Origin of the sequence: Rhizobium sp. H4, assembly GCF_003013335.1 — a bacterium.
Taxonomy (GTDB): Bacteria; Pseudomonadota; Alphaproteobacteria; order Rhizobiales; family Rhizobiaceae; genus Rhizobium; species Rhizobium sophoriradicis.
The window spans coordinates 117,497-139,444 of record NZ_PSOW01000018.1 but is presented as its reverse complement, the minus strand read 5'-3'; the positions used below and the strand labels follow the sequence as shown (position 1 = coordinate 139,444).

At 59.8% G+C, this 21,948-nt stretch carries 20 protein-coding genes and 2 pseudogenes; 9 read left to right on the top strand and 13 right to left on the bottom strand.

The window, feature by feature from the left end:
- Window positions 1-221: 221 nt before the first annotated feature.
- Window positions 222-683, bottom strand: coding sequence for a hypothetical protein (locus C4N04_RS25400; RefSeq protein ID WP_106797320.1), 462 nt, complete (start codon window positions 681-683; stop codon window positions 222-224).
- A gap of 383 nt (window positions 684-1,066) precedes the next feature.
- Here C4N04_RS25400 and C4N04_RS25395 point away from each other — a divergent pair, with 383 nt between their 5' ends.
- The 7 genes and pseudogenes from C4N04_RS25395 to ligD all read left to right on the top strand — a co-directional run bounded on the left by C4N04_RS25395 (window position 1,067) and on the right by ligD (window position 6,051).
- Window positions 1,067-1,738, top strand: coding sequence for a hypothetical protein (locus C4N04_RS25395; protein WP_199852502.1), 672 nt, complete (start codon window positions 1,067-1,069; stop codon window positions 1,736-1,738).
- A gap of 281 nt (window positions 1,739-2,019) precedes the next feature.
- Complete coding sequence (locus C4N04_RS25390; RefSeq protein ID WP_064830019.1) at window positions 2,020-2,211, top strand: DUF6494 family protein; 192 nt, start codon at window positions 2,020-2,022, stop codon at window positions 2,209-2,211.
- A 231-nt stretch (window positions 2,212-2,442) separates the two neighbouring features.
- Window positions 2,443-2,792 (top strand): annotated as a pseudogene (locus C4N04_RS25385) (DUF2200 domain-containing protein).
- Window positions 2,793-3,055: 263 nt separating this feature from the next.
- On the top strand, window positions 3,056-3,391 hold the full coding sequence (locus C4N04_RS25375; RefSeq protein WP_086156116.1) for a response regulator: 336 nt from the start codon (window positions 3,056-3,058) through the stop codon (window positions 3,389-3,391).
- Between the two features lie 123 nt (window positions 3,392-3,514).
- Window positions 3,515-3,656: pseudogene (locus C4N04_RS32280) on the top strand (ATP-dependent DNA ligase); the annotation flags it as partial.
- 211 nt (window positions 3,657-3,867) lie between these two features.
- Window positions 3,868-4,830 (top strand): sterol desaturase family protein, encoded by a 963-nt coding sequence (locus tag C4N04_RS25365; RefSeq protein ID WP_039618418.1) that lies wholly within the window; start codon window positions 3,868-3,870, stop codon window positions 4,828-4,830.
- Between the two features lie 168 nt (window positions 4,831-4,998).
- Window positions 4,999-6,051: a non-homologous end-joining DNA ligase gene (ligD, locus tag C4N04_RS25360; protein ID WP_096763936.1), complete on the top strand. Its 1,053-nt coding sequence runs from the start codon at window positions 4,999-5,001 to the stop codon at window positions 6,049-6,051.
- A 23-nt stretch (window positions 6,052-6,074) separates the two neighbouring features.
- Here ligD and C4N04_RS25355 read toward each other — a convergent pair whose 3' ends face one another.
- Window positions 6,075-6,365 carry a hypothetical protein gene (locus C4N04_RS25355; protein WP_096763937.1) on the bottom strand — a complete coding sequence of 97 codons (291 nt, stop codon included), beginning with the start codon at window positions 6,363-6,365 and terminating at the stop codon, window positions 6,075-6,077.
- Window positions 6,366-6,638: 273 nt separating this feature from the next.
- On the opposite strand from C4N04_RS25355, the gene C4N04_RS25345 reads away from it, so the two are divergent.
- Both C4N04_RS25345 and C4N04_RS25340 read left to right on the top strand, forming a co-directional pair.
- A complete protein-coding gene (locus C4N04_RS25345) occupies window positions 6,639-8,345 on the top strand; it encodes an adenylate/guanylate cyclase domain-containing protein (protein WP_106797318.1) in 1,707 nt (568 codons plus the stop codon).
- 100 nt (window positions 8,346-8,445) lie between these two features.
- Window positions 8,446-8,811 carry a DsrE family protein gene (locus tag C4N04_RS25340; RefSeq protein ID WP_106797317.1) on the top strand — a complete coding sequence of 122 codons (366 nt, stop codon included), beginning with the start codon at window positions 8,446-8,448 and terminating at the stop codon, window positions 8,809-8,811.
- 479 nt (window positions 8,812-9,290) lie between these two features.
- Here C4N04_RS25340 and C4N04_RS25330 read toward each other — a convergent pair whose 3' ends face one another.
- The 11 genes from C4N04_RS25330 to C4N04_RS25275 all read right to left on the bottom strand — a co-directional run bounded on the left by C4N04_RS25330 (window position 9,291) and on the right by C4N04_RS25275 (window position 21,808).
- Window positions 9,291-10,718, bottom strand: coding sequence for a TRAP transporter large permease subunit (locus C4N04_RS25330; RefSeq protein WP_106797315.1), 1,428 nt, complete (start codon window positions 10,716-10,718; stop codon window positions 9,291-9,293).
- Window positions 10,715-11,359, bottom strand: coding sequence for a TRAP transporter small permease subunit (locus C4N04_RS25325; protein ID WP_038687478.1), 645 nt, complete (start codon window positions 11,357-11,359; stop codon window positions 10,715-10,717). The genes C4N04_RS25330 and C4N04_RS25325 overlap by 4 nt, the downstream gene beginning before the upstream one ends.
- A 59-nt stretch (window positions 11,360-11,418) precedes the next feature.
- Window positions 11,419-12,549: a TRAP transporter substrate-binding protein gene (locus tag C4N04_RS25320; RefSeq protein ID WP_106797314.1), complete on the bottom strand. Its 1,131-nt coding sequence runs from the start codon at window positions 12,547-12,549 to the stop codon at window positions 11,419-11,421.
- Between the two features lie 502 nt (window positions 12,550-13,051).
- Window positions 13,052-14,260: an MFS transporter gene (locus tag C4N04_RS25310; RefSeq protein WP_106797313.1), complete on the bottom strand. Its 1,209-nt coding sequence runs from the start codon at window positions 14,258-14,260 to the stop codon at window positions 13,052-13,054.
- 59 nt (window positions 14,261-14,319) lie between these two features.
- Window positions 14,320-15,300 carry an AraC family transcriptional regulator gene (locus C4N04_RS25305; RefSeq protein ID WP_106797312.1) on the bottom strand — a complete coding sequence of 327 codons (981 nt, stop codon included), beginning with the start codon at window positions 15,298-15,300 and terminating at the stop codon, window positions 14,320-14,322.
- A 43-nt stretch (window positions 15,301-15,343) separates the two neighbouring features.
- Window positions 15,344-16,612, bottom strand: coding sequence for a trehalase family glycosidase (locus C4N04_RS25300; protein ID WP_096763944.1), 1,269 nt, complete (start codon window positions 16,610-16,612; stop codon window positions 15,344-15,346).
- Window positions 16,613-16,630: 18 nt separating this feature from the next.
- Window positions 16,631-17,689, bottom strand: a complete 1,059-nt coding sequence (locus C4N04_RS25295; RefSeq protein WP_106797311.1) for an ABC transporter ATP-binding protein — start codon at window positions 17,687-17,689, stop codon at window positions 16,631-16,633.
- Between the two features lie 13 nt (window positions 17,690-17,702).
- Entirely contained in the window at window positions 17,703-18,560 is an 858-nt protein-coding gene (locus C4N04_RS25290; RefSeq protein ID WP_106797310.1) for a carbohydrate ABC transporter permease, read from the bottom strand.
- Window positions 18,557-19,408 carry a sugar ABC transporter permease gene (locus tag C4N04_RS25285; RefSeq protein ID WP_086156124.1) on the bottom strand — a complete coding sequence of 284 codons (852 nt, stop codon included), beginning with the start codon at window positions 19,406-19,408 and terminating at the stop codon, window positions 18,557-18,559. The genes C4N04_RS25290 and C4N04_RS25285 overlap by 4 nt, the downstream gene beginning before the upstream one ends.
- Window positions 19,409-19,480: 72 nt before the next feature.
- A complete protein-coding gene (locus C4N04_RS25280; RefSeq protein ID WP_106797309.1) occupies window positions 19,481-20,755 on the bottom strand; it encodes an ABC transporter substrate-binding protein in 1,275 nt (424 codons plus the stop codon).
- 42 nt (window positions 20,756-20,797) lie between these two features.
- Window positions 20,798-21,808 carry a substrate-binding domain-containing protein gene (locus tag C4N04_RS25275; RefSeq protein ID WP_106797308.1) on the bottom strand — a complete coding sequence of 337 codons (1,011 nt, stop codon included), beginning with the start codon at window positions 21,806-21,808 and terminating at the stop codon, window positions 20,798-20,800.
- Window positions 21,809-21,948 lie beyond the last annotated feature (140 nt).

Here is a 21,948-nt window from a genome sequence, read left to right as displayed (position 1 = left end):
GAAAGCGCCATCAGTGGACATCCTGTCGTGTGCTCGCAAAATTCTGCTGCCCTTATCGCAACGATGTCGTGGATCGCGGTTCTAGATAATTCTTTCAGATCAGCGAAAAGCTCTGGGGCAGCGGCCCGCCTCCTTCAAAACCTTCAGGCAAGAAAGTGTAATGTCCAACGCCCCCGCTCAGAACCTCGGACTTGCAATGAGGGATGTGTTCGGACACCCGTTCACTCGAACAATTGCGACACCGACACTTGTCGGATGCGCCGTTCGTCCGAGGTGAAGCTTAGAAGCATCCGCTTGTCTCCAAGCACCCAGCGATCGTTTTTCAAACTACCACGGCTGCTCCATTCCGGCTCCCCGAACTTTGCCCGCGCCTGCTCCCGGGTCATGGTCATATCGAGATCGAAAGGCGTTCCATCGATCGGTCTTCCTGCTTGCTCCGGAAGAACGAAGAATGTACGCAGAACCAACTCCCCTTCCGCAAAGCGCGTCCCGTTCGGCAACTCGCTTCCGAGAGTAAAGAGCAGTTCAATCTGTTGACCGGGGACCTCGACGTTCGTTTCCTTCTCGCCGCGTGGCGGCCGCTTGAGCGGGAGCGTCGCACCCAGCGACTTCAAGTAGTCCACGACCGCTGCGTCGGTTTCCGACTTTCCCAGCAATGCCAGCGCGCCCTTGTAGATTGCCATGCAACAGCTCCAATGCTTACCTGCGACGTTTGCCATGAGAATAGGTACCGGGGGACGCCGCGAAGACCCTGTCAATAATGAGCAACGACGATTGGGACAAGTGGCTCAAGAAGATGATCCGGAGCAATTGAGAAGGCAGGTGAAAACATGAATGCAGATCGACAGTTTACCCAAACTGAATTGCACTGACCGCAATGCGCCAATTTCGGACGTGCTTGAAGCGTTTAAGTCGGTCTGCTCCCGAGCAAGGCGAAGATAGCGGCTGATCTCTGATCCGCCGCAAGCGGTCATTCCCAGCAGAACAAGTTGCGTGTAAATCAGATATCGAATCCTATCGCGGGATAGGCAGCATTTCGACTAGCGGACCGTAGTGGGGGGCTCGATTGCAGACAGACGACCTTCCCAACTACCGCTTCACTGCGAAGATCCCGAGGTATCGCGATACCCCGCAAAAGGTCGAGATGGCCTACGTCATCGAGGACCGGGGCCTCTCGGTGACGCGAGGGCGGTCCGTCAGCCTCGTCCCGTGGACGTCGCTTCGATTCCTGCACCTCCACGTCACGAGTGGGGTCGGCACCACTGGCTTTCCAGTCTACAGCGCGCGCCTAAGGACGCTCTTCGTGTCAAGGGAAATCTCCTCGCTCGATTGGCTCGGAGAAACGGGCGTCGATCGGTCCGCCGACTACGTTCGCTTCATGGAAGAACTGATTCGGTTTGCGGCCGCACGGAACCCACCGCTCCGCTTGCGATACGGCGGCGATCCCATGTTGGAAACGGCGATTCCGATGGTGCTGACCCTCTTCGTCGCCCCGCTCGTCCTCATCCTATTCATAGTCGTGAAGTTGCCGCTCGGTGTTCTTGCAATCGCGTGGAAGAAGCCCCTTGCGAAGCTCGCGCCGTTGCTTTTCAGCACAGGGTTCGGCGTGGCGTTGAACGCGCTCCCCTGGTCCAGCGGGAAACCGTTCGAGGCGCACGATCTGCCTGCGGCCGAACTTCCGATGAGATATCGGGAAGGTGCCGTCTACAAGAGCCATGTCGATCTTGACCAACGGTGACGCACTAGCCCTCCATCGTTACTCTCGGGAACCTGGCGCATCGCGGCTTGGCTGGCACACGCAACGTCGCCTTTTGCCCGTTCAGACCCTGAAGCTGACCGGTCGCTAACCACCCCATCGCAGACAAGAGTGAACCACTCCCGAATGCCCGCTTTGGGCCAGGAGCGGTCATCTGTCGCCGAAATTTTTCGCGTCAGATTCTGGGGCCTGGGGCGTCATTGCTGCTTCCTTGACGATTTACCTTCCATTACAATCCCTTCCGCACATAGAGGAGTTCCGCCATGAGCGAAGACGCCTTCAACATGTCGATCCGCAAGTTCCTGAAGGAAGTCGGCGTCACGTCGCAGCGCAAGATCGAGGAGACGGTGCGCAAGGGGCAAGTCGGCGGCAAGACGTTGAAGGTCCGCATGACGCTAACGGCGGAAGGCACCGGCCTCAACCACGTGGTGGACGGCGAGATCGAACTTCCGTAGGCCAGGCGAAGCGATCGTACGAACCGTCCGGCTGTCCCAAGTTCATTGTCCACGTCCGCGCGTAATCGAAGCATGGCCGCTCTGGGGCGACAGCAGACCAGTGGCTTCGGCTGGATTGCGCCAATTGCGGTCATGGCCGGCGGCGCTGTAGAGTTTGCGTCCATGAGCCAAGCTTCCCTGCGCCCCGCCGCAGGAGGGTTGCTCATTGTCGGCCATCGGCTCGGAGAACGCATGACGAAGCATCGCATCTATTCGGTTAGCGTCGCGAGCGTCTATCCCCACTATGTCGCCAAGGCGGAGAAGAAGGGACGCACGAAGGCGGAGGTCGACGAAATCATCTGCTGGCTGACGGGCTATAGCCGAGAGAGCCTGGACGATCAGTTGGCGAGGAACACCAACTTCGAGGATTTCTTTGCGCAAGCACCGCAGATGAACCCCTCCCGATCGCAGATCACAGGCGTGATCTGCGGCGTCCGCGTGGAAGAGATCCAGGAAACGACCATGCGGGAAATCCGCTACCTGACAAACTGATCGACGAACTCGCCAAGGGCAGGGCGATGGAGAAAATCCTGCGAAAATAGGCGGCGAGGAGACCGGCCGCATCTGGAGAGTTAGAGCCTTTCCTGGTTAGATTGAAGCGTTCTGCCGGAGCAGGTTTTTGTCAGGGCAGAGGCGATTGGCGACGGGCATGCCCCTTGGTACGCCCGAGCCGATCGCCTCTGATCCTGGCGGAAAACATGCCCGGCCCTTTCCTTGAGCGACACATAGTCTGCCCGATCGCAGCGCTGGCAACGGAACCGGCTTGGCAGTCGATCGAGGCTGATATTCTTGGTCAGCTTCAACAGTGCTGGTCGTCGAGGACGAATTTTTTATTGCACATCAACTCCAAGACGCACTTGAGGCAGGAGGATTTCGGGTGCTTGGCCCAGCCGCAACAGTTTCGCAGGCGGTGGAACTGATCGACGGTGAACGGCCTGATGCAGCGGTATTAGACTTCAATCTCGGCGGTGAGAGCGTCACACCGGTAGCACTCCATCTAAGGACGCTCGGAGTGCCTTATGTCCTCACTACGGCGTACGACAAAGCGCGGTTAGCCTCGAGCTTCCTCTTCGCCGACGCTTTGAATCTCGGGAAGCCAACAGATTTGCAGCGTCTCGTCGAGACGATCCGGTCTCTTTAGGTCAGCACAGGGTATCCCGCGATCGGCTGTGCAGCTTCTCGAATACTTCCTGCCCCGCGTCGAGGCCCGCGATAATCCATCTGGGTCAATTGCTTTTTAAGCTGTTGCTGATGAACTGCCGGCATGACCAAGCCGCCTTGCAAGCCTGCCAAGCCGCTGCTCAGCGAAGCCGAAGCACCGCTCCGCAGCCGGCCGAAAGAAGCGCGACCCCGCCCACTCTCAGCTACTTCTCGACCCGATGCCGCCGCGCATCGAAACGTGCCTACCTAATTGCTCTCGTCCTGATAGTACTTTTTGTGAACCTTTCGGCCAGTTGTAATTTTTCGCAGTGCTCCTCGACCCTCCTGCATGCCTCCTGGGACTGCACTTCCACCGCCGGTAATACATCAAAAGGACGCCCCGATCGTCCTTTGAGCAATCTGGCAACAAGCGCATCGTCAAGACTAAGCTGTACGGGTTCGTGTTTGGAGTAAGCCATGTGGCTGGTTGAATACTGCGTACACAAGCTTGGAAGCTTTTTTTACAACACTTACTATCTGAATGGTAAGGCAATGGCGCTCAGTTTCGCCATTTCCATTGGCTTGGTTCTGACGGTTTTCGCGGTGGAACTCACCTATGTGGGGTTCGGCAATTCCGGGTTCCGTCGGGTTTTCTTCGAACGCAGCAAATCCACAATCACCGACATCGTCTATTTCGTCCTTCAGGCGACGGGAATGATTACGCTCTTCGCGGCGCTCGCATCATTTGGTCTGTCCTATGCCATTACCAGCGCGGCTCAGGATGCCCCCCACCTGGACCTTGCCCGGACGCTGCCGGGCTGGGCACATGTTCTCTTGTTCCTAGTACTGACAGACTTCTTGAGCTACTGGCAGCATCGGTTGATGCACCGGCTGCCCGTATTATGGCGGCTGCACGAATTTCACCACGCAGCCGAAGAGTTCAACGCGCTGACTTCGTCGCGGGAGCATCCGCTGGAGAAGGCCATAAATGTGGCCATTATGGTCGTTCCGGCGCTGCTTATCGGCCTGCCAACGGCCGAATTCGCCATCGTGACCATCGCCTTTGGCGCCATTGGTCTGGTCAAGCACAGTGCCATCCCCTGGCATGGCTGGTTTGGCAAATACGTGATCCAGTCACCACGCGACCACTTCATCCATCACTCCCGAGTGCGGGAACATCACGACAAGAATTTCGCCAATTATTTCCCGATCTGGGACCATTTGTTTGGCACCTATTACGAGGGCGATGCACACGGTGCAAAGCTCGGTCTGGACCGCGACTACTTCAACAAAACCGATCCGTTCCGCGAAACCGTCGCCACAGAAATCCGTTTCTTCCAGCGCGCGGGGCAGGCTGCCAAGGCCAAGTTCGGCATAAGCCGCATAAGCGGAAAACCTGCCTCGCCGCAGGGACTGTCGGGCTCGGAACAGCGCCCCTAGCGCGAAGCTGGCATCGCTCTGTTGTGCTAAGCGGCAGCTTTCTGGAATCCACGAACTCGCTCCGATTGACAGAAAAGGTCGATCGCCGCCGCCGCTTGTCGTCTTAGTCGAAGTCAATAACACGTATTAGGCAATTGCTTTTTAAGGCATTGCTGATGGGATGGTGGCATGACAAAGCCGCCCAGCAAGTCTTCCAAGCCGCTGCTCGGTGAAGCCGAAGCGCCGATCCGCAGCCGGCCGCGGAAGAAGCGTGATCCGGCCCAGCCTCAACTTACTCTCGATCCAATGCCGGCGCGCATCGATCCCTGCCTCGCTCTCCTCAAGCCGAAGCCGCCGAAAGGCAGGCAGTGGGCTTTCGAGGTGAAATGGGATGGTTACCGTCTGGCGGTGCACATCGAACCGTCTGGAGTGCGGATCGTGACGCGGGGTGGGCACGACTGGACGGCCCGCTTTCCCGCAATCCTGGCGGCTGCAAAGCGCCTTCCTGTCGCGACGGCGATATTAGATGGCGAAGCCGTCGTGTTCGACGAGCAGGGCCGCTCCGACTTCGGTCGGCTTCAGCAATCGCTCGGCGGCCGCGGCGGGAATAGGGTGTCGCGGGAAGCGGTCATGATGGCGTTCGACGTCCTCTATTTTGACGGCCGTGATCTGACCGGAACGGAACTCACCGCCCGGCGCCACCTCCTCGAGGGGCTGGTGCCTGCCGGCGGCGAGGATGCCATTCGGTTGTCAGAGGAAATCGAGGCGGATGGAGACGTGCTCCTGCTCACCGCCTGCGAGCATGGACTTGAGGGCATCATCGCGAAGGACCGCAACAGCACCTATCGCAGCGGCCGTGGCGGCGAGTGGCTGAAGATTAAATGCATTCAGAGCGATGGTTTCGCAATCGTCGGCTATCAGCGCTCAAGCGCGGCGTTCGGGAATATCGGAGCGCTTCTGCTGGCTGCTCGAAAGGGTGGAGAGCTGGTTTACGTCGGATCTGTAGGAACGGGCTTTAAGGCAGACGAGGCAATGAGGCTTCGCGCAACGATGGACAAGATCAAGGCGACCAAACCGGCCGTCAAATATTCCGGTGGGCGCAAGAACCTGATCTGGATAAAGCCTAAGCTGGTCGCCGAGATCCAATACGGAGGCTTGACGCATGACGGCAAGCTGCGCCACCCGTCATATAAGGGGCTGCGCGATGCAGCTGATAATGCAAGCGTTAATGAACTAGAATAATTCGTCCAGCGCCACTTAGGCTCTCAATTGTGGCTAGGCTTGATAATTCCCAGCAAAGCCAAAGTAATTGGGATCAAATTGGCAGTGGTAACAATTACGAAAACAGGCCACGCTACCAAGAACTTCTCTTTAGGTTTCGCCGTAAAGCGTTCGTCGTCCGGGAATTCCGAAATTTTAGGGCCGAAATCTTCGCTGAAATCGAAGCCATTTCTATAATAGAAAATGAAAGACCTGATATACCAATACCAGCTCCAAGCACACACGCCTCCGACAAGGCAGAACGGCAGGACCCAAAAACGAGCTTCAGCAGGCATTTTATTCCCTCACGGACTGACTGAACCCGGACCGCTCAAGCCGTGCCATCTACGTCGCCGTCTTGATCAAGACTATGCACCGGCAGATAGGTGTTCTCCATCCACTCTCGCACGATGTACATGATCGTGTCGTTGCGCGTAAGTCCCAGTTCACCGGTCACGTCGCGGAGGATTGGAGGTGGAGATCGCCTGGACATCACCTCTTGCCACTTGTTGACTGACCCGTAATTGAGCAATAACTTATGGACCCCCGGTCGTTGGGCTTGTCCTCACATGACGGATCGATTTCTTCAGCGTCGCCTTGCCGCCATCGTCGTTGCCGATGTGGTGGGATATTCACGCCTGATGGAGGCTGATGAAGCGGCAACGCTTGATAACCTCAGGGAACTCCGTTCTGGCGTCATCGAGCCGGCTGTGATGCGCCATAACGGTCGCATCTTCAAGATCATGGGCGACGGATTCCTGATCGAATTCGCCAGCGCGGTGGACGCGGTCGCTGCAGCGTTGGAAATGCAACAGACCACCACTGCTGTCGAGGCTTCCGGAGACCGGCGCCTGCTTTTGCGTATCGGCGTCAATCTGGGAGATGTCATCGACGATGGTTCAGACATCCTCGGCGACGGCGTCAATGTCGCGGCGCGCCTCGAGACGCAGGCCGCACCGGGAGGTATCTGCATTTCAGGCAGCGTTCACGGCGAGATCGTCGGCAAAATCGACGACCGGTTCTTTGATGCAGGCGAACGCTACCTGAAGAACCTGACTCGCCCGGTTCACGTGTGGCATTGGCCGGATGCGCTGCAGAGCATATTGCCGCTGCCCGAATGTCCCTCGCTCGCTGTCCTGCCGTTCACGAATATGAGTGGGGATGAAGCGGACGCGTCTTTCGTCGACGGCTTGACCGAAGACCTGATCACCGACCTTTCCCGTACGGCTGGCCTGTTCGTCATCGCCCGCAATTCCGTGTACGGCTACAAGGGCAAGCCGGTCGACGTACGGCTGGTCGCCCAGGAACTCGGCGTCCGCTACGTCCTGGAGGGGAGCGCCAGACGCGCAATGGGCCGTGTCCGCATCAATGCCCAATTGGTCGATGCGCTTGGAGGCCAGCACCTGTGGGCCGACCGGTTTGACAGGACGGTGGAAGATGTTTTCGAATTACAAGATGAAGTCAACGCCAAGATCGTCGAAGCCCTCGTCGGCCGGCTGACCATCCCCGCGCCGCGCAATCGGCCGAAGAACTTTGAGGCCTACGATCTGTGTGTGCGCGCCCGCCTCCTGACGGAAGAGTCGCCGCAAACCGAGCGTGAGGCCTATATGCTGCTCCAACGCGCGGTTAAGCTTGATCCATCATATGCCGAGGCGCTCGGTCTGCTCGCCTATAACCGTTGGCTTGCCTGGACTCATTTCGGCGAGCCCGAAGATCCTAACCGTCAGATGGCGGTGACATCAGCGCAGAAGGCGGTAGACCTGGATCCCAACGATGCCGGCTGCCGTTACGTTCTCGGTACGATTTTGGCTTATGAGCGGCGATGGGAGGAATCGGATGCCGCCTTCGCCAAGGCCCTGGAGCTGGACCCCAACCACGCCGACACCTGGGCCGCCATGTCGGACATGTCCGTGCTGGACGGCAGGGTTGCCGATGGACTGGCGCAGATCGAAAAAGCGCTGCGGCTCAATCCCCATCCAACCTGCTGGTATCTTTGTCATCTTGGGCAGGCGCAATATGCCGCCCGTGATTATGAGGCGGCAACCGCTACGCTCCGCAGGAAAGAAACCTATCGTACCAACTCACGCAAATTCCTGGCTGCTGCGCTTGCGCAGTTGGGCCACAGCGAGGAAGCGCGGCGAGAAGCAGAATTGTTTCTCATCGCCCACCCTCATTTCACCATCGCCCATTGGCTTAGCTCCCAGCCGCTGCGTGATGCAGCTGTACGAGACCACTTTGTCGACGGCTTCCGAAAGGCCGGCCTGCCGGAGATGTGACAGCGGATGAGGCCACGAAGGCGGAGGTCGACGAAATCATCTCCGGAAACTTGAATCGGGGTGATATGGTGGATTTCGCCCATTTCCAGGGAGGGTGATGATGGCAAAGATACTCGTGCATGTGACCGTAGGGCCGAGCGACCCGACAAAGGCTGCTCTTGCATTCTTCGTCGCTAGAGCTGTCATCGAGGAGAGCCAGCAACTGGTTCTGTTTGTCGCCGGCGATGGTGTGCATCTCCTCACCGCAAAGAGTGCAGCAAGCGTGGAAGGACTCGGCAGCGGAAGGCTTTCCGATCACTTCGAGGCGATCAATGCCGCCACCACAACCGAGATCTACTATTCGGGGATGTCGGCCAAGGTCCGCAACATTGCTCCCGATGACATCGTGTTGCGGGGTGCTACACCGGGCAACCCCAACAAGTTGGTGCAATTGATTGCAGAGTGCGACAAGGTCATAAGCTATTAAACGACGCAGGCCGCCGACATCTTGAAAAGGCGGCCGAGCCAGCGGGGGCTGCAGCGAACTGCTGGGCTCATCGCGGACGTCGCGCCCCGACACCTTCTCGATGCGAGTTAACCGGAGTTCGCGTAACGACGGTGCCTCTCGCTTTCACAGGGAGAGGCCACGGGTGATCAATTTCCAAGCCAAGAGCCCGTAGGTCGATGGACGAACGGGCTTTTTGCAGTGGATTACCGTCACGAAAGGGCGGCGGTTGAACGATTGCAGTCTATCCAGACGCTTTCGACGGGCGTCGCCGAAACAGCTGATCCCAGATGTCGTACCCCGCAGGGACAATCCCGATCAGCAGTGCAGCGGCCAAATCGAACCGTGGAACAAACGCCAGGATGACCGCGCAGAACGCGACAAGCGTCACGAATGCAAATATTCCAAAAAACCGGCTTCTGTTCATCGGTCTATCCCTTCGGAATGGGCCAGACGCTGCGTCATCTCTGTCCTCCATAGAGTAGATTCGGCAGCATGTAGACGATGCTCGGGAACAGATAGATGACCACCATGCAGAGAATGACGATCAACATATACGGCATCATGCCGCGGAAGATGTCGGTCAGTTTGACATGCGCAGGCGAGACGCCCTTCAAGTAGTATGCCGACATCGCCATGGGCGGTGACAGGAAGGCCGTCTGCAGGTTGATTGCCACGAGGATACCGAAGAACAGCGGATCGATCCCGAAATGCGGCAGCAGCGGAATGAAGATCGGGATGAAGATGACGATGATTTCAGTCCATTCCAGAGGCCAGCCGAGAAGGAAGATGATGATCTGGGCCAGGATCAGGAACATCAACGGCGACATGTCCAGGCCGGTCACGAAGTCACTGATGAACTGTTGACCGCCGAGATAGGCGAATACCGATGCGAAGGTCGCTGAACCGACGAACAACCAGCAGACCATCGCGGTCGTTCGTGCCGTCAGATACACCGACTCCTTCAGTCGCTGCCAGGTCAGCGCCCGATAGGCCGCAGCAAGCGCCAGTCCCCCCAATGCGCCGATTGCGGCGGCTTCCGACGGCGTCGCCAGGCCAAAGAGAATGGCACCCAGCACCGCAAGAATCAGAAAGGCGAGCGGCGCGAAGGATGTAAGCATCATCCAGGCGAGTTGGACCGGCGTGTGCTCGCCCACTACTTCTTTCGTTGGCCGCGGTGCCAGTTGCGGCTGCAGGATTGCTCGCACCACGACATAGATGAGATAAAACCCCGCCAGGGCGAGGCCGGGCAGGAGCGCCGCCGCATACATTCGGACAACCGAGATCCCGGAAGTAGCCGCATAGACGATCAGCAGGATGGAAGGCGGGATCAGGATCCCGAGCGTGCCGCCCGCGCAGATCACGCCCGTCGCGTAGCGCACGTCATACTTTGCTTTCAGCATCGCTGGTAGGGCGAGCAGTCCCATCAACGTCACCACGGCCCCGACGATGCCGGTTGCCGTGGCAAAGAGTGTGCAGGTGGCCAGGGCGGCGACGGCCATCGAGCCGGGCACCCGGCGCGTGACGCTGAATAGCGTCGAGAACAGCCGATCGACGATGTTGGCTCGCTCAACGATGTAGCCCATGAACAGGAACAGCGGGATAGCCGTCAGCACGTCGTTCTGGATGACCGAGTAGGTCTGGTTGACGAACAGATCGAAGATCCGGTTGTTGAAGAAACCGCCGATCCAGGTCTGCGCCAGTGTAAACGTATCGCCGCCGGATTCGAGCGCGCGGTCATAGCCGCGCCACATGCGGCCGGCATCGAAATAGGCATAGTATCCGAAGCCGACACCCAGCGCCATCAAGGTGAACGCCACCGGGAAGCCGAGGAAGATGGCGAGGATCAGGATGAGGAGCATCCCGACGGCGATATGTGCATCCGTCATGTGTCCCGATCCCGTGGTTCACGTCCAGCGTCAAGTTCCCGCGATGGAAGGAAACCCTCGTCCTCGGTCTTGAGCACGTCCAGGCTTTTTGTTTCCAGTAGTACCTTTTCCAGTTCTTCGACATCTTCGGCCTGCTTCGGCCATTCGCCCGTCCTTATGCAGAGAATGCAGCGGAAGACCTGAGCCACGCCCTGCAGGAACAGGAGAATGCCGGCGGCGACGATCACAGCCTTGAACTGGAAGATCGGCACGCCGGCGGGACTGTTGGAACTGACCTCCAGGTAGCGCCAGCTGCGTGCGGCATATTTCCAGCCCGAGAACACAAGCGCGGTTATACCGGGAAAGAAAAAGATGAAGTACAACACCAGTTCCAGCCTGGCCTGCGTGCGCGGTTTCCAGAGCCGGTAGATGAAGTCGCCGCGCACATGGCCATCACGCGAGAGCGTATAGGCTCCCGCCATCATGAAGATCGTTCCATAGAGCATGTAGCTCAGATCGAAGGCCCAGGGGGTCGGCGCGCGAAAGAGGTAGCGTGCAACAACCTCATAGCCGACGCCGAAGGCCATGATCAGTATCCCCCACGCGAACACCTTGCCGAACCACGCCGACAATTCGTCGGCGAATGCAATGTAACGGAGCATGCAAGCGCCTCCCTGACCTCGATGAGGGACGAGGCCCGGAAATACCGGGCCTTCACCATCTATTTTCCGAGGTTCAATTTTCCGGGGAAATAGTGCTCATAGGCGAGTGCGAGATCGGCGGAGTTCATCAATTCGTAGTACACGACCCTCTCCACCCACTGCCGCTGACTGTCGAGCACCTTCTTCATGAACGCATCCGCTTCAAGCGTCGGGATGATCGCATCCCAGGCCTTCAATTGCGCATCCAGAATTTCCTTTGGAGTGCGGTGCACGGTCACACCATGTTCGGCCTGGAGTTTTTGAAGGTCGCTTGAATAGTTGTCCATCGCGGACGCTGTTATCGCCGTGCTTGCTGCCTCCACGCCATATTCCAGGATCGCCTGCAGATCTTCGGGAAGGTCGTCAAACACATCCTTGTTGAAGAGAAACTCGAAAGATTCGCTCGCTTGATGATAGGACGACAGGATGTAGTTCTTGGCGACATCCTGCGAACCAAACCGTATGTCAGAGGAGGGATTGTTGAACTCGAAAGCGTCGATGACACCTCGCTCCATTGCCGGCACGATCTCGCCGCCCGGAAGTTGAGCGACGCTCATGCCCATGTTCTGCATGAGATCGGCGGCGAGCCCGACCGTACGGTATTTGAGGCCGTTGATGTCGTTCACGGTCGCGACCGGGTTCTTGAACCAGCCGAACGGCTGCGCGGGCATCGGGAAGCCATAGAAGCCGTAAACGTTCAGCCCCATGATGTCCTGGGTGAGTTCGCGGTAGAGATCCTTGCCGCCACCTTGATGGAACCATCCGAGCATGGTGGTTGCGCTGCCGCCAAATACCGGCCCGGTACCGAAGAGGGAAGCTGCCTTGTGCTTTCCGTACCAATAGACGGGAACGGTGTGGGCTGCGTCGATCACGCCATCGTTGACGCCGTCGAGCACCTGAAACGCGCCGACGACCGTACCGGCAGGCATTAGCTCGAACTTCAGGCGTCCGCCGGACATTCGCTCGACCCGTTCGACGTACAGGCGGGCAAAATCCATCCAGATGTCCGACGCGGGCCAGGATGTTTGCATTTTAATGACGGTGGGTGCCTGGGCCAGCACCGCCGGGGCGGCAAGAGCCCCAACTGCGGTTGCTCCAACGAGGGTAGATGCTCTCAGCAACTCTCGACGCGATACTGCCTTTTTGTTCATTGTTCTTCCTCCCTGGATTGTAGTCGAATTCTCCCTGCATTTCCTGATGGTCTGCTCAGTTGAAGAGGAGGGCTCCCAACCTTTTCGCGACCAGTATCAACAACTGATTGTTCTCATTTGTCTATTATGCACACTTTTTGCAATTCTGACAGACGTTCAAATGTTGTTGATGACCGCTTGGGGCTGTGGTCCAACGGCCAAGGCACAGTACCTCTACTCCGCGTTGTCCGGACTACCTCAGCTTGAAAGAAAGAGCTGCTTTCGCCCGTCGACGATGAACTGGAGCCATGTGCTGAACTGGAACCAGGTGCTCGTCGGCGCTACGGCTTCGAGCCGCTTGGCGCGATCCAGGCCGGTTCGTCGCTTGAGGCTCGCCCGATGTTGCGAGGTCCGGTTGAGCTTCAGTTCGATCCGATAGATCGTGGCAATGCGGGGCCCTTTGCCGAGGGCCCCTAGTCACGTGATAGCGATGATCTGCTCACCCTGGCCGGAGCTCCAAGAGTCAGCTGCGGGGCTGAAGCAAGGCCAGTACGATAGTCGATGCCGCCAAGACGGCTGTAAATGCCAATGGCGCTGAGGCACCGAAGTGATCGACCACATAGCCGCCGAACAGCGCACCTATGCTGATGGCGACCTGGAACGAAACGACCATCAGGCTGCCGGCAGCCTCCAAGGCGTCTGCTGCGCCCCGGGACAGGTTGGTGGGCAGTACCACCGGAGCCATCCCGAAAGCGAAGCCCCAAAGTGTCACCAGGGCAAACGCGATGCCGCTCTGTGCACCCCAGAGTACGAGAGCAAGCGCCGAAAACGCCATCAATACGCCGGTGACAGCGAGCGCCGTGTGGATATTGGCGTCTGCCAATCGACCGCCGGCGACATTGCCGATCACAGAGGCGATGCCAAACCCGAGGAGCGCCAGGGCAATCGGGCCGGTGCCAAGGAGCGTCACTTGTTCGAGGAAGGGTCGCACATAGACCGAACCGGCAAAATGTCCCGTCATCAGCAAGAGGATGGCAAGCATTCCGAGTTGAACAGTGCGCCGTTTCGTCAGCCGGAAGACGTCGGAAAGACTATTGCTTGTGCTTGCGGGCAGCGTCGGCAAGCTGAGTATCTGCAGCAGCATCGCAATCGCTGCAAGCCCTGCGGTCATGGCCGTGGCGGCACGCCAGCCGATCCAATCGCTGATCAAGGCACCGATGGATGGTGCAGCTATGGTGGCAAGAGAGACACCGAGGGTGACGATAGCCATACCCCGACCTGTCGCATTGGTGCCAACCAATCTCGCCACGATGGCAACCGAAAGCGCCCAGAAACCACTGAGCGCGACGCCAAGCCCGGCCCGGCCCAACAACAATAGCCAAAAATCCGTCGCGAGCGCGGCCAGGAGATTGGAGCCGATCGCCAAGGCACTTAGGCCAACCAGGACAGTCTTCCGGTTCAGTTTGCCGATGAGAACATTGCTCAACAAGGCCGTCACCGCGCCAACAGACGCGGTGGCGGTGACAACCTGACCGGCGGTTCCCTCGCTGACGCCAAGGTCGCGCGCCATTGGCGTCAACAGACCTGCCGGCAGAAATTCAGCTGAGACGAGCGCAAAGCTTGTGGCTGCCATTGAAATAACGGCAAACCAGGTTGTTGGGCTCCATGGACTCGGAACGGCAGAATCGACGCCGATCGCGGGGCCGTCAAGCTGTGATGTTGTGTCCGTCATTGAAGTACCTCCAAGTGTTGGAGGTCTTAATAACGCAGTCTTTCAGGATGATATGTGTCCTAAAGTCCGAATTCCATATCCGTTCGTCCGGAAATGGTGCGGCGCACAACGCCAGGAGAGACGCTGGTGATGCGCTTGAAGGCGCGAGCGAAAGAAGCTTCGGATTCATAGCCCAGTTGCGAAGCGACCGCGGCAACCGACATGTTTTGACCGAGCAGCTCTCGTGCAAGCTGCATGCGCAGTCGGGCGAGATAGCGTGCCGCGCCTTCCCCCAAGATGGCGCTGAAGCGTTCCGCGAAGATCGAGCGCGATTGACCTGCCACGCCGGCAAGGGTCTCGAGCGTCCAGTCATGGCCGGGATCTCGGTGCATGGCTGCCAGCGCACGACCGATATGAGGATCACGGATCGCGGCGAGCCAGCCGCTGGTGGAGGCGCCGCTGCAATTGACCCAGCAGCGAATAAGCCGCGCGACGAGGACATCAGCCATGCGTGACAAGACCGTGGCGCTGCCTAGCTGGGGCTGCGACGCCTCTGCCGTCATGGCGGCGAGGAGGGGGCCGACGATCGGATCATTGCCGGCAACGTCACAACCCTTGATGATCGGTGGCATCAGAGCGATCAACGGGTTGAGGGCATTCGCCCCCAAAGCCATGGAACCGCAGAACAAGGTGCTCGTCGCTCCTGTTCCTTCCTGCACCACGTCGCAGACATTGCCGCCCAGCTTGGTGACCTGGCAGCTCTTGAGCGAGTCCCCGACAACATCGGGCTTGCTGGCCAGTCGGTGTTCGACACCTTGTGGCAACAACACCAGATCGCCGCCTTGCAACTCCTGCCACCCTTGAGCTTCGGTATGGATCCAGCACGGCCCCTCACTGACGAAATGAAAGCGAAGCAGCTGTTGCTGCGCAAAGGCGATGCTCCATGGATGACGCAGCTCGCAGCGGCCGTAGTTGACTCCACTCAGGCGAAAATCCCGAAGAATTTCGCTGAGTGCGTCCGTAGGAATCTGCGTCGGAGGCTGGGATGAACGATCAAGCATTGGGATAATTTATATGCCGACCGTCCGGATTGCAAGTCAGGGCTTAGGCGACGCTGACGTGTCGCTCAAGCCACAGATAGGCCGCAGCCGTCCAGGAAAAGCCGAGGCCGCCGCAGCCTTGGCCGGTGACCGGGTCGAAATATTCGGCGAAACCTTCCGTCTCGATCGCGGCGAGGGTGGATTTCCGCAGCTCTTCGGCGACAGCCGTGTGGCCATTGCGCTTCAGTCCGTCGATCAGCAGCCAGTTGATGATCGCCCAGGCGGGGCCGCGCCAGTAGCGCTTCGGCTCCCAGCTGGCGATGCCGGGTTTGGTCGTCGGGAAGGCGACCTTGAGATCCTTGGACCAGGCTTTCATTTCCGAGACCAAGGCGTCGGCAACCTGCTTGTCGAGGTCCAGCGAGAGGAGGGGGATGAAGCCGGCTTGCGTGGCGGCTTCGACATCTTCGCCAGAGATCAGGTCTCGAGAGACGAAGCGGGCAAGCTCCGGCCGCCACTGGGCCATTAGCGCCTTGCGGGTGCGGTCGTTGAAGGCAGCGATCTCGATCGCCTCCTCGGTCCGATCGAAAAGGCTGGCAAGGTGTTCCAGATCTTCGCCGGCCTTGAGCAGAATGGCGGTCGTCTGGATCTCGGCGACCTTGAAGGACGCCTTCTCCCATTGTTTCGCCGGATCCCAGCCGCAGGCGGCATAGGTATCGACCAGATGAATGAAGCGGCGGTAATCCTCGTCGCGCGGACGCATGTCGGCATTGACATGGCCGGTATCCTTGCGCACGACAAGGGTATCTGTGGTCGTGGGTACACGAGCGAGCGCGATGTCCCAGGCGGGAGAATTGTCGCTGCCGCTTTCCCAGGGATGCAGGAGCGCGACGAGCCCGGTGCCATCGGGATCGCGGGCGGAATACCACCAGCGGTGCCATTTCAGCGCCGCTTCGTAGAGCGGCAGGGTACGGGCTTCGGCCCCCTTGCCGGCGGCTTCATGCAGCTTGCGCAATGCGATCGCGAAGACCGGCGGCTGGGTTATGCCGGAGGTCGGGATCGCGTGTTTCGTGTGCCAGACATCCGGTCCAGGGAAATAGGTTTCGCTTGGCGCGTGGAAGACGATATGCGGGATCATCCCGTCCGCCCACTGGCCCTCGACCAGCCGTTCCAGCTCGCGATAGGCGCGATCGGTATCGTAGAGCGCGAATCCCATGGCGACGAACGCCGAATCCCAGTTCCATTGAAAGGGATAAAGCCGGTCGGTCGGTACGGTATAACCGCCGCGATCGTTCTGGGCGAGGATGCGTTTCGCCTGGTCGATATGCATGTTCATTTCGATGCTCCAGTATTCTCAGGCCAAGACGGCCGGAAAGGACTTGCCGCTTTCGGGCGAAAGCCAGGTGATGCGCTTCTGGTCGAGCTTCAGACCGATGGTCTCGCCGCTCTTCACGGTCTCCGAAGCCGGCAGGATGACGCGGACCGGCTGGTCATGGATCGACCCAGTCAACAGCAGATGCGAGCCCATCGGCTCGGCCACGCGAACCCGCATTTCGAGACCCTGCGGCAGCGGCGCGAGTTCGACGGCCTCGCCGCGCAGGCCGAGGACGATTTGATCGCCGGATTCCTGCGGCGCCACGAGCCGTTCGTCGCCTACCGCCACCTGGCCGTTCTCAACCGGCACCTTGATGAAGTTCATCGGCGGATTGCCGATGAAGCCGCCGACGAAACGTGTTGCCGGGTGGTTGTAGATCTCGACAGGATGGCCGACCTGCTCGACCACGCCGCCATGCATGACGGCGATGCGGTCGGAAAGGCCCATCGCTTCCGTCTGGTCGTGGGTGACATAGATCGTCGTGGTGCCTGCCGATTGCAGCACGGTCTTGAGCTCAGTGCGCATTTCGAGACGGAGCAGCGCGTCGAGGTTCGAAAGCGGCTCGTCCATCAATAGAACCTTCGGTTCGACGGCAAGGGCGCGAGCGACCGCGACGCGCTGGCGCTGGCCGCCGGAAAGCTTGTTCGGGTAGCGGTCGAGATATTGTTCGATATGCAAAAGGCCGGCGGCCTTTTCGACCTGCGTCTTCACGTGTTCATCGTCGGCCTTCTGCATCCGCAGCCCAAAGGCGACGTTCTCGTAAACAGTCATATGCGGAAAGACGGCGTAGTTCTGGAAGACCATCGCAAGGCCACGATCCTTGGGAGGCAAGCCGATCACCGACTTGTCGCCGATGCGGACATCGCCCGATGTTGCGGTCTCGAGGCCGGCGATGATCCGCAGCAGCGTGGTCTTGCCGCAGCCGGACGGGCCGAGCAGCGAGACGAATTCGCCGTCGTTGATCGTCAGCGAGACCTCTTTCAGCGCCTGGAAGGCTCCGAAACTCTTGCGGATGCGGTCGATGACAATATTGGCCATGTCGATGGTCCCGTTATTTGGAGGAAATGCCCCAGATCGCGAAGAGGTAACGCCTGACCGCGAAGATGAAGACAACCGAGGGAAGGATGAGCATCAGGCCCCCGGCAAAGCGGTAGTGCATCGGGCTTTCCGAGAGCACCGTCAGCAGGTAGGCGGTCAGCGTGCGGTTGCGCACCGTCAGCACCGACGCGGCAAAGACCTCGTTCCACGAGATGACGAAGGCAAAGACCGCTGTCGCGACGATGCCGGGCAAAGCCAGGGGCGCGACCACCTTGAAGAAGGCCTGGATGCGGGTGCAGCCGAACACCCAGGCGGCTTCTTCCAACTCTCTGGGCACGCCGAGGAAAATGCCCTGCGTGACGAGTGCCGCGAACGGAAGCGCCAGGACCGTATGGATGAGGCCGACGCCGACGATTGTGTCGTAGAGGCCGAGCCGGATGAAGGAGACCGTCAGCGGCAATGCCAGGATTGCCAGCGGAAAGGCGCGGGTCAGCAACACCAGGAGGCGGTAGCTGTCCTTTCCGCGGAATTCGTAGCGGGCGAGCGCGTAACCGGCCGGCGCGCCGAGCAGGATGGAAAGCGCCACCGTGATGCCGGCTGCCCCCAGCGAGTTGAGAAAGGATTGGACGACGCCTTCGGTCTTCAGGAAGAGAATGAAGGGATCCAGCGACAGACCCGTCGGCAATCCCGTCTTGGGCCAGACATAAACACCCTGGCGGCCGCCGAGTGCGCCGAGCGCGACCAGATAGATCGGCACCAGCACCCAGGCGCAAAGTGCTGCGATGCCGCTCCACAGCAGCCAGCGCCGCGAGGAGACGAAGCTGGCGGCGTTGCGGGTGTCGGCGCTCGTGTTGACGGTAACCGCGGTCATGGCAGGCGCTCCGGATCGACCTTCAAGGCTTTCAGATAGATGAGCGTGGCGGCAAGCGAGATGATCATGATCAGTACCGCGTAGGCGGCGGCGACGCTGTAATTCTGGTTCTGGTTCTGCCAGTTATAGGCCTCGCCGACGAGAACCGGGAAGTTGCGTCCGCCGAGCGCATAGACCACCGCGAAGACCTCGAAGGCGAGCACGGTGCGCAGGATCAGCGCCGATTGCAGGGCGGGGCGGATCAGCGGCAGGGTGATGCGCCAGAAGCGCGTCCACGGGCCAGCCCCGAAGATTTCGGCGGCTTCCTTGAATTCCTTCGGCACCTGGTTGAGACCGGCGACGATGATGACCATGACGATTGCCGTGCCGCGCCAGATTTCAGCAACCGCAATCGCGATGAAGAGCGCGACCGGCGTCTGGTAGGAGAGCCAGCTTGCCTGCCTGCTGATGATGCCGAGACCGAAGAGCAGCGAATTCAGATAGCCGGTATTCTGCAGGATCGACAACCAGACGAGACCAGCGGCGAGGTCGGAAATGCCGAGCGGGATCGTCCAGATCCACAGGATCGTCTCGCGTCCGCGGCCGACCTTGGCGACCATCGTACCCATGGCAAGCGCGATGGCGATCTGTACCGGTACGACCGCGATCGTCAGCAGGAAGGTGTTCTTCACCGAGCGGGTGAAATTGATGTCCGTTACCATCCGCTCGGCATTTGCGAGCGATGGCGCGCCATTGTCCGAAACCGCCAGCCAGATCGTCTGTATCAGCGGCACGACGAAGAGCAGTGCCAGGAAGGCGACGGATGGTAGGATCAGCAGATAAGGGATCCAGGGTCGGCTGTTGGTCATCGGCTCCGGCCTTGACGAGCAGAGAGGTGAAAGGGCGTCCGGGCAGTTTGTCCGGACGCTTGCTACGTGGATTTATTGAACCGGGCAGGGCCCATCGCTCTTGGCATCGGGCGCCCAGCAGGCAGCCTTCGTGTCGGCCATCAGCTTGGCCATCGTGGCGCCCTGGGCCTTCAGCACGTCTGCAACGGGCTCGTTCTGCAGCACGATGCGCTGAAAACTGTCCATGTAGACCTTGTTGAACTCGCCGCCCTTGTCACCGAGGCCGACCGGGAGCAGCGAGATGACAGCGTCCTTGGAAGCCTGGGTGGCCGCGACCGCACCAGCCAGCAAGGCGACGCCCGCATCGAGATCCGGCGGCAGCTTGACGTTCAGGGTCGGGAAGAAGCCAACCTTGGAGGCGGTCAGGAGCTGCGTGTCCGGCATGGACAGGTGTTCGATGATTTTTTCTGCACCGGCCTTGTCGGGCGCGCCTTTCGGAATGGCGAGACCGGCAACCACCGGCATGTAACCGCGACCCTTGGGACCGGCGGGGGCGGGGAAGACGACATAATCATCCGGTGCGGCGGAAATGGCATTCTTCAGGCGGGCGATATGATCCCAGGCGACCATGACTTCGCCGGCAGCCAGAGGCTCCTGCATGAAGTCGTAGCTGGTGGAGTTCGGTGTCACATAGGCCCACAGCGCCTTCAGCTTCTCCCAGCCGGCAGCCGCGTCGGCACTCTGGAAGGTGCGCACGACACCTCCGGTGAATGACGGATAGAAATAGCCCTGGAAGTAACGCGCCATCAGCCCTTTCGGACCGGCCGGAAAGCCGATCTGCGGCTGGCCGGTCGCCTCCTGCATATTCTTGCCCCACTCGATCAACTGATCATAATTCAATGCGTTTACGTCAGCGCCGGCCGGCAGGTATTGCAGGGCTTCCTTCTTGGCAGCCATCACATAGGTCGCCTGCATCCACGGAATGTACTGCTGGGTCGGCTTGCCGAGCTTGCCGAGATCGAGCAGCGACTGCGGCATACCACTCGCCGCCAGCTTCTTGGCGAGGTCGTCGAGCGGTTCGAGCGTGTCCTTGTCGGCGAGCGGCGAAAGCTCGCCATGCAGCGCGCCGACGAGGCTGACGGTGCGCTTGCCGGCCTGGCGCTCGGCTTCCATGCGGACGGCAAACTGCGGCGGCTCTTCGACTACGTAATCGACCGGGCCGACGTCCTTCAGGAGTTCCTCGCGCACGACGGTCGCCTCCTCGATCGGGCGAAGCTGGGTGGACACGAAAACCGTCTGGGCGAGCACCGGCGAGGCGAAGGCCAGCACGGTGGAAGCCAGAATTCCAAATGACATGATATGTTTCATCTTCTCCTCCTTCATTGTTCTTTGTTTGAGATGCACTGCTATCTATGCCGCTCTAAGCGGACGGCGATGGCTGTCGCGATCGACGAATTCGATCGCGTGAAGCTCCTGGAGTTCTTCGGCGGGTTCGCCGCCAATGGCGCGCAGCAGCAGCGAGGCGAAGCTCGCGCCGAGGTGTTCGCCAGTCATGCGCATGGTCGAGAGCGGCGGGCTGGTGAAGGCGCCCATCGGCAGGTCGTCGTGGCCGACAATGCTGATCTGGTTGCCGCCATCGACCTCGCGCAGTGCGCGGAGTGCCCCGATCGCCATTTCGTCGGTGGCGCAGACGAGTGCGGTCGGACGCGACGGTTGGCGCAGAAGTTCGAGTGCTGCGAGATAACCGCCCTGTTCCAGCGGCGCGCCCTCGGCGCAAAGATCGGTCGCAAGGCCGCATTCCTCCATCGCCGCCCGCCAGCCGCGGCAGCGGTCATGTGCGAAGTAATATTCCTGCGGGCCGGCGATATGGGCGATGCGGCGGTGGCCGGCGGCATGGAAGCGCAACGTCGCGTCCCGGAAGCCGGCAAAACCGTCGCCATCGATATAGGGATGGGGCATCAGGCTTTCTGTGCGGCCGTTGGTGACGAAGGGGATGCCGCGCGACTGCAGGAATTCGACGCGCTCGTCCTTCCGCTTGGTGCGAACGAGAAGCATGGCATCGACGCGGCGGCCATCGACGAAGCGGCGGCAGATGTCGAGTTCGCTCTCGCCGCGCGGTACCGGCGCAATCACCAGATTGAGGCCGGCAGCAGCAAGATGTTCGGCGCAGCCCGACAACATATCGAGGAAATGCGGAGGGCCGATATGACCAGGATCGCTCGGCAGCGTGACGGCAACCAGTTCGGCGCGCTGCTTGCGGAGGCGGCGGGCCGAAGCATTCGGCCGGTAGCCGACCTTGTCGGCAGCCTCGCGAACTCGCTCGCGCGTGACGGCCGACACATCGGCATAACCGTCGAGAGCTCGCGACACAGTGGTGATCGAAAGCCCCAAGGATTGCGCGAGTTGTTTAAGATTGGCCAAGCTCTTCCTCCCGAAGTGGAAACGATTGTCCAAAACGTTTTGGGAGTCAAGCCAAAACGTTTTGGACTTGCTCTATGACCAGCGACTTGCTGCCTCGCGCCGTGGCATCGGCACATTTACGCGGCGCTCTTCCGTTGCCG